This window comes from Streptomyces sp. IBSBF 3136 (assembly GCF_036815105.1).
Taxonomy (GTDB): domain Bacteria; phylum Actinomycetota; class Actinomycetes; order Streptomycetales; family Streptomycetaceae; genus Streptomyces.
The window spans coordinates 1-7,499 of sequence record NZ_JAJSZC010000307.1; the positions used below are offsets into that span (position 1 = coordinate 1).

At 74.9% G+C, this 7,499-nt stretch carries 5 protein-coding genes; 4 read left to right on the forward strand and 1 reads right to left on the reverse strand.

Annotated elements, in window-relative coordinates:
- The 3 genes from cobT to V7E45_RS37010 form a co-directional block, all read left to right on the forward strand.
- Window positions 1-2,317: nicotinate-nucleotide--dimethylbenzimidazole phosphoribosyltransferase (gene cobT, locus V7E45_RS37000; RefSeq protein ID WP_333778671.1), on the forward strand; the 2,317-nt coding region annotated here is incomplete at its 5' end.
- Window positions 2,318-2,456: 139 nt separating this feature from the next.
- The gene (cobA, locus tag V7E45_RS37005) at window positions 2,457-3,686 is read left to right on the forward strand and encodes a uroporphyrinogen-III C-methyltransferase (RefSeq protein WP_333778672.1); all 1,230 of its coding nucleotides are present in this window, start codon (window positions 2,457-2,459) and stop codon (window positions 3,684-3,686) included.
- A gap of 74 nt (window positions 3,687-3,760) precedes the next feature.
- Entirely contained in the window at window positions 3,761-4,579 is an 819-nt protein-coding gene (locus V7E45_RS37010) for a TrmH family RNA methyltransferase (RefSeq protein ID WP_333778673.1), read from the forward strand.
- 363 nt (window positions 4,580-4,942) lie between these two features.
- Here V7E45_RS37010 and V7E45_RS37015 read toward each other — a convergent pair whose 3' ends face one another.
- On the reverse strand, window positions 4,943-6,313 hold the full coding sequence (locus V7E45_RS37015; protein WP_333778674.1) for a serine/threonine-protein kinase: 1,371 nt from the start codon (window positions 6,311-6,313) through the stop codon (window positions 4,943-4,945).
- A gap of 604 nt (window positions 6,314-6,917) precedes the next feature.
- Between V7E45_RS37015 and V7E45_RS37020 the strand changes: the two genes are divergently transcribed.
- Window positions 6,918-7,094, forward strand: coding sequence for a hypothetical protein (locus V7E45_RS37020; RefSeq protein ID WP_020938899.1), 177 nt, complete (start codon window positions 6,918-6,920; stop codon window positions 7,092-7,094).
- Window positions 7,095-7,499: the final 405 nt, after the last annotated feature.

Below are 7,499 nucleotides of genomic sequence, written 5' to 3' on the forward strand. Positions count from 1 at the left end.
GCCGCCCCAGGGCCCGCAGCCCGCCGGCCCGGTCGCGCACGACGGCGAGGCCGCGACCGCGGGACAGCAGCCGCAGGCAGCGGCCGTCGTCGAGCGGCCCACCGGCGTCGCCGGCGCGCCCGCCGGGCCACAGCTCCAGCCCACCGGCACCGCCGCGGCCCCCGGCACCGACGAGACCCCGGCCGAGCCCGGCGCGACAGCCGGGACTGACGCGGCGGCGCAGACCCCGCAGCCGTCCGATGACGCCCCCGCCGACGCCGAGGTGCTTCCCTCCGGTGTTCCGCTGCAGGCGCATCCGGAGCAGCCGCTCGGGCAGTTCGTGCCCGTCGAGGGCCAGGTACCGACCACCCCGCACCTGGCGCCGACCCCGCCGCACCCCCTCGTCCTGCCCGTCCAGGAGCAGCAGGAGGCCCCGGGCACGGTGCCCGTGCCCCGCGAGGCGGAGCCCGTCGCGGCGCAGACCGAGCGGGCCGGCGAGCAGGGCCCCGACGTCGTACAGCGGGCGGACGACCTGGAGACCAGGGCCGCCGACCAGGAGGACGACATGGCCGCGGCCGCGCCGGACGAGACCGCTCGGCCCGCCGGCCCCGCCGCGCCCGCCTACGACGACGCCGAGCGCGAGGCCGTCCTGAAGGTGATGCGCGAGCGGCGCGACATCCGCAACGGCTTCCGTTCCGACCCGATCCCGCACGAGGTGCTGCTGCGCGTCCTGGAGGCGGCCCACACGGCGCCCTCCGTGGGCCACTCGCAGCCGTGGGACTTCGTCGTCATCCGGTCCGAGGACACCCGCCGCGCCATGCACGAACTGGCCACGCGTCAGCGCGAGGCCTACGCGAAGTCGCTGCCCAAGGGCCGGGCGAAGCAGTTCAAGGAACTGAAGATCGAGGCCATCCTCGACACCCCGGTGAACATCGTCGTCACCGCCGACCCCACCCGGGGCGGCCGGCACACCCTCGGCCGGTACACCCAGCCGCAGATGGCCCCGTACTCGGCCGCGCTCGCGGTGGAGAACCTCTGGCTCGCCGCCCGCGCCGAGGGCCTCGGCGTCGGCTGGGTCAGCTTCTTCGACGAGCGCGAGATGGTCCGCGCCCTCGGCCTGCCCGAGCACCTGGAGGTCATCGCCTACCTGTGCGTCGGGTACGTCGACGAGTTCCCCGACGAGCCGGAGCTGATGCAGGCCGGCTGGTCCAAGCGGCGCCCGCTGTCCTGGGTGGTGCACGAGGAGACGTACGGCCGCCGCGCCCTGCCCGGAGAGGAACCCCACGACCTGCTTGCCGAGACCGTCGCACAGATCCGCCCGCTCGACGCCAAGGCGCTCGGCGAGGCGTGGGAGCGCCAGAAGCGCATGACCAAGCCGGCCGGCGCGCTCGGCATGCTGGAGATCATCTCCGCGCAGCTGTCCGGGCTGTCCCGGCAGTGCCCGCCGCCGATCCCGGAGCCCGCGGCCGTCGCCATCTTCGCGGGCGACCACGGTGTGCACGCCCAGGGCGTCACCCCGTGGCCGCAGGAGGTCACCGCCCAGATGGTGGCCAACTTCCTCGGCGGAGGCGCGGTCTGCAACGCCTTCGCCACCCAGGTCGGCGCCGAGGTGTGCGTGGTCGACGTCGGCGTCGCCGCCGACCTGCCGGCCACGCCCGGCCTGCTGCCCCGCAAGATCCGCGGCGGCACCTCCGACATGACCACCGGGCCCGCGATGACCCGCGAGGAGGCCAAGGCGGCCATCGAGGTCGGCATCGAGACCGCCCGCGACCTCGTCGCGGCCGGCAACAAGGCGCTGCTCACCGGTGAGATGGGCATCGCCAACACGACGGCCTCCGCCGCGCTCATCTCGGTGTTCACGGGAGCCGACCCCGCCGAGGTCACCGGCCGGGGAACCGGCATCAACGACGAGACGCTGGCCCGCAAGACCGAGGTCGTCCGCCGCGCCCTGGACTTCCACCAGCCGGACCCGGCCGACCCGATCGGTGTCCTCGCGGCCATCGGCGGCTTCGAGCACGCGGCCCTGGTCGGCCTGCTCCTCGGCGGCGCCTCGCTGCGTACGCCGGTGATCCTGGACGGCGTCAGCGCCGGTGCGGCGGCCCTCGTCGCCCGGGCGATCGCCCCCGAGGTCCTCGCCGCCTGCATCGCCGGCCACCGCAGCGCCGAGCCCGGCCACGTGGCGGCCCTGAACAAGCTGGGCCTGCGCCCGCTGGTCGACCTCGACCTCCGGCTCGGCGAGGGCACCGGCGCGCTGCTCGCGCTGCCGCTGGTGCAGAGCACCGCCCGCGCGATGCACGAGGTGGCGACCTTCGACTCGGCGGGAGTCACCGAGAAGTAGGGGACGCGTGCGGGTGGTCCGGTGCCCAGCCACCGGACCACCCGTGCCGTCTGCGCTGCCCACAGCATAAAATCCGCACGTCAGGGCCGCTCCGGAGCTGCAGCGCGCCCCCACACAGCTGCACGAGGAGCCGAACCTCATGGCCGAACACCCCGCCTATCCCGTAGGCCTCCGCCTCTCCGGCCGCCGCGTGGTCGTCCTCGGCGGCGGTCAGGTGGCCCAGCGGCGTCTGCCGGCGCTCACCGCGGCGGGTGCCGACATCGTGCTCGTCTCGCCGGAGGCCACCCCCTCGGTGGAGGCCATAGCGGACGCGGGGGAGATCCGCTGGGAGCGGCGCCTCTACACCGAGGGCGACCTCGCCGACGCCTGGTACGCCCTCATCGCCACCAGCGACCCCGAGGCCAACGAGCGGGCCTCCGCCGAGGCGGAGCGGCACCGCGTCTGGTGCGTCCGCTCCGACGACGCCGACCGGGCGACGGCCTGGACCCCGGCGACCGGCCACAGCGAAGGCGTCACCGTCGCCGTCCTCACCACGCGGGCGCGCGGCCGCGACCCGCGCCACACGGCCGCCATCCGCGACGCGGTGGTCGAGGGCCTGCGCGACGGCACCCTGGTCGCCCCGCACCACCGCACCCGCACGGCCGGCGTGGCCCTGGTCGGCGGCGGTCCCGGCGACCCGGACCTCATCACGGTCCGCGGCCGCCGGCTGCTCGCCGAGGCCGACGTCGTCATCGCCGACCGGCTGGGCCCGCGCGACCTGCTCGCCGAACTCCCGCCGCACGTCGAGGTCATCGACGCCGCGAAGATCCCGTACGGGCGGTACATGGCCCAGGAGGCCATCAACAACGCGCTGATCGAGCACGCCAAGCAGGGCAAGTCCGTGGTCCGGCTCAAGGGCGGCGACCCGTTCGTCTTCGGGCGGGGCATGGAGGAGGTCCAGGCGCTCGCCGAGGCCGGCATCCCCTGCACGGTGGTGCCCGGCATCTCCAGCTCCATCTCGGTACCGGGCGCGGCCGGCATCCCCGTCACCCACCGCGGAGTCGCCCATGAGTTCACCGTGGTCAGCGGCCATGTCGCGCCCGGCGACGAGCGCTCCCTGGTCGACTGGCCGGCGCTGGCGAGGCTCACCGGCACGCTCGTGATCCTCATGGGCGTGGACAAGATCGGGAAGATCGCCGAGACGCTCGTCGCGCACGGCAGGTCGCCCGCGACGCCCGTCGCCCTCGTCCAGGAGGGCACGACCGCGGCGCAGCGCCGCGTGGACGCGACCCTCGCCACGGTCGCCGAGACCGTGCGCGCCGAGGACGTGCGGCCACCGGCCGTCATCGTCGTCGGCGCGGTCGTGAACGCCGGCCCGCCCGTGGCTTGATCACGCGTAACCCGGGGTAACCAAACCCCTCCCCAGCCGTTGGCAGCACACCCAGGACAAGGCAGTATCACCCTGTGGCCGATCTCATCACCGTTGAGGATCCCGACGACCCGCGCCTGCGCGACTACACGGGCCTGACCGACGTCGAACTGCGCCGCAAGCGCGAACCGGCCGAGGGCCTGTTCATCGCGGAGGGCGAGAAGGTCATCAGAAGGGCCAAGGAGGCCGGCTACGAGATGCGCTCCATGCTGCTCTCGGCCAAGTGGATCGACGTCATGCGCGACGTCATCGACGAGCTTCCGGCACCCGTGTACGCCGTCAGCCCGGAACTCGCCGAGCAGGTCACCGGCTACCACGTGCACCGGGGTGCCCTCGCCTCCATGCAGCGCAAGCCGCTGCCGACGGCCGCCGAACTGCTCCGCTCCGCCCGCCGGGTGGTGGTCATGGAGTCGGTCAACGACCACACCAACATCGGCGCGATCTTCCGTTCGGCGGCCGCCCTCGGCATGGACGCGGTACTGCTGTCGCCCGACTGCGCCGACCCGCTGTACCGCCGCAGCGTCAAGGTCTCCATGGGCGCGGTGTTCTCCGTGCCCTACGCCCGGCTGGAGTCCTGGCCGAAGGGGCTGGAGTCGGTCCGCGAGGCGGGCTTCACCCTGCTCGCGCTCACCCCGGACGAGAAGGCCAGGCCCCTGGACGAGGCCGCTCCGCACCGGATGGACCGGGTGGCCCTGATGCTCGGCGCCGAGGGCGACGGCCTGTCCACCCAGGCGCTGGTCGCGGCCGACGAGTGGGTGCGCATCCCCATGTCCCACGGGGTCGACTCCCTCAACGTGGGCGCGGCGGCAGCGGTCGCGTTCTACGCGGTGGCCACCGGCCGACCGGGGGTCTGAACGGGGTCCTGCGCCCACCCGCCTCGGGCGCGAAGGCGGCTCCCGCCTGGGGGGGAAGGCGACTCGCGCCTCGGGGGCAGGTGCCTCCCGCCTCGGGGAAGGCGACTGGCGGGGAAGGCGACTCACGTCCACGAGGGTGAGGGTGCCGCCCGCTCCCGGGGTGTAGATGCTTCACGCCTCGGGGGTGAAGGCGACTCGCGTCTCCGGGGTGTGGGTGCCTCGCGCTTGCGGAGCGGGCGTGCCTCGCGTTCCCGGGGGGAGGACGTTCCCGCCGCCGGGGTGAAGGCGACTCGCGTCTCCGGGGTGTGGGTGCCTCGCGCTAGCGGAGCGGGGGCGTGCCTCGCGTTCCCGGGGTGAAGACGCTCACGCCTCCGGGGCGAGGGTGAGGGCGGTCGCCCGCTCCTGCTGCGGTGGTGTGCCGTGCAGCGGGGCCGAGGCCGTTGCGGAGTGCCGCGGTCGCGTGCCGTCGTCCCCGCCGAGTCCGCGCGCCGGACCCTGACAGCCCTGCGCCACCGCGATGCCCAGCGCCACCAGCAGGGTCACCACCACGAAGACGAACAGCCGCTGGCGCAGCAGCCGGGGGTTGGCGGGCCGCCGCCCGGTGCCCGTCGGGCGCGGCGCCGGACGCCCGGTACCGCTGCGCGGAGCGGGGCGGCTCCCGCTCCCGGAGCGCGGGCCGCCCACACGCGGCGCCGGGGTGGGGCGGGCCCCGCCCGGCCGGGAGGGCACGCCCCCGCCGCGCCCGGGCGTACCGCCGCGGGCAGGGGCGCCCCCGCGTGGCAGCGGGGTGCCGGGGGAGGTCCGGCGCTGGCCGCGCTGCTGGTCGGGGTAGGTGTCCACGAGCCGTCCGGTGGCCCGGTCGGCCTCGGCGGAGCGCGGCGCGGGCGGCCGTACGTCGGCCAGGCCCTGCGCCTCCCGGGCGGCGATCTCCTTGAGCCGCAGCGACAGTTGGAGTGTGCTCGGCCGGTCCTCGGGGTCCTTGGCGAGACAGGCCCGCACCAGTGGGGCGAGTGCGTCCGGCACGCCGTACAGCTGGGGCTCCTCGTGCACCACGCGGTACAGCATCACCTCGGAACTGCCCTGCCCGAAGGGAGAGTCACCGGTCGAGGCGTAGGCCAGGGTGGCGCCCAGCGAGAAGACATCCGTCGCCGGGGTGACCGCGGCGCCGCGCACCTGCTCGGGGGCGAGGAAGCCGGGGGAGCCGACCGCGGTGCCGACATGGGTGAGCGTGGAGGCGCCGGTGGCCCAGGCGATGCCGAAGTCGATGATCCGCGGTCCCTTGGGGGACAGCAGGATGTTGGACGGCTTCAGGTCCCGGTGGACCACGCCGGCCTCGTGCACGGCGACGAGGCCCTCGGACAGGGCGGCTCCGACCGCCGCCGCCTCGGCCGCGCCGAGCGGACCCTCGTCGGCGACCTTGTCGTGCAGGGAGGGGCCGGGCACGTACTGCGTCGCGAACCAGGGCCGCTCCGCCTCCAGGTCCGCCGCCACCAGCCGGGCAGTGCACCCGCCCCTGATGCGCCGGGCCGCCGAGACCTCACGCGCGAACCGCGAGCGGAACTCCTGGTCCTCCGCCAGATCGGGCCGGATCACCTTCAGCGCGACCCGCTGCCCCTTCTTGTCGGAGCCGAGGTAGACCACGCCCATCCCGCCCGCGCCGAGCCGTCGGTGAAGCCTGAACGAGCCGACGACGCGCGGGTCCTCGCGCCTCAGGCGCATCATCGCCATGTTCATCCCCGCTGCCCGGTCCCTGTGACGTGGCACAGCTTACGTTTCCCCGGCCGCCTGCGCGCAGAGGCCGCGCCCTCCCGCGCGGTCGGATTGTGCACGGCTGGGGCCCGAGGTGAGACACGGTCAGGAGGCCACCGTCCAGTGCGCCCTTGACGCGTCCGCTACCCCAACGCACGTCCGAGACACATGGGTTGATCTCGGTGCCGTCGGCCAGGTCCGTGTACCCGGCGTCTCCGGGACGCACCCGCGGACGGCCGCGCGCACAGTGCCCGCGAGCACACCCGGCGCGGACCCCGCCCCCTCCCCGGACCGGGTCGAAGTGATCGAAGTCACTCGAACCGCCCTTCCGGACGGTCCGGACATGCCGGGGCACAGCGGGCGGCCCCCTCAGGGAAGACCCCGAGACCCGGAACCTCGTCTCCACCCAGGGGAGTAGTCGGCCGCTGACGGCTCATCCTCCGGGAGGCCCGCGATTCGGTACGACGGCATGACGCCCGCCGCACGCCGCGGGCCTAGATTTGAGGTCAAGCGGCGGGTGCAGCACTCGTCCCCCGAGGTCAGGCACTCGCCGCTGTCGACGACAACAGAAACGGTCAGGAGAGGGACCATGGCCCACACGGCACCAAGGCGCACCACGTTCGCCCCCCGCCGCACGGGCCGCCGCCACCCGCTGGTGGCGACGCTCATGGCCCTTCCCCTGGCGGCCCTGCTCCTCGTCGTCTTCGACGGCTGGGAGACGGTGGCCACACAGGCGTCGTCCGTGGGTGTGATGCTGGGGCGCTGAGCGGCGTCCCCAGGCCCGGAAGAGCGGTCCGGGCGGGGACATCCATCCATGAAACCCCGTGGGGACGGGGGTGCGGCGGACGGCACGGATGCCGGCGCAGCTGGGGAGCTGCGCCGGCATTGCGCCGTTTGCGGGGAGGTCCGCGAAGTCGCCCCGAGCCGCCGCGGCCGTGCGGGCGAGTGCCCCGGCCCGCGCCACCCACCGGACGCCGTCACACCGGGACACCGTTACGCCGGGACTCCGGGACCCGTCACGCCGGGACCACCCCGTCACACCGGGACGCCGGGACCCCGGGCCTCGTCACACCGGGACCCCGGCCCCCGCGGTCTCGGGCCCCCGGACCAGCGCCGGCCGGTGGCAGTACTCTCGCCCCCACAGTCCATCCTGCCGAGGCCCCCGTGACCC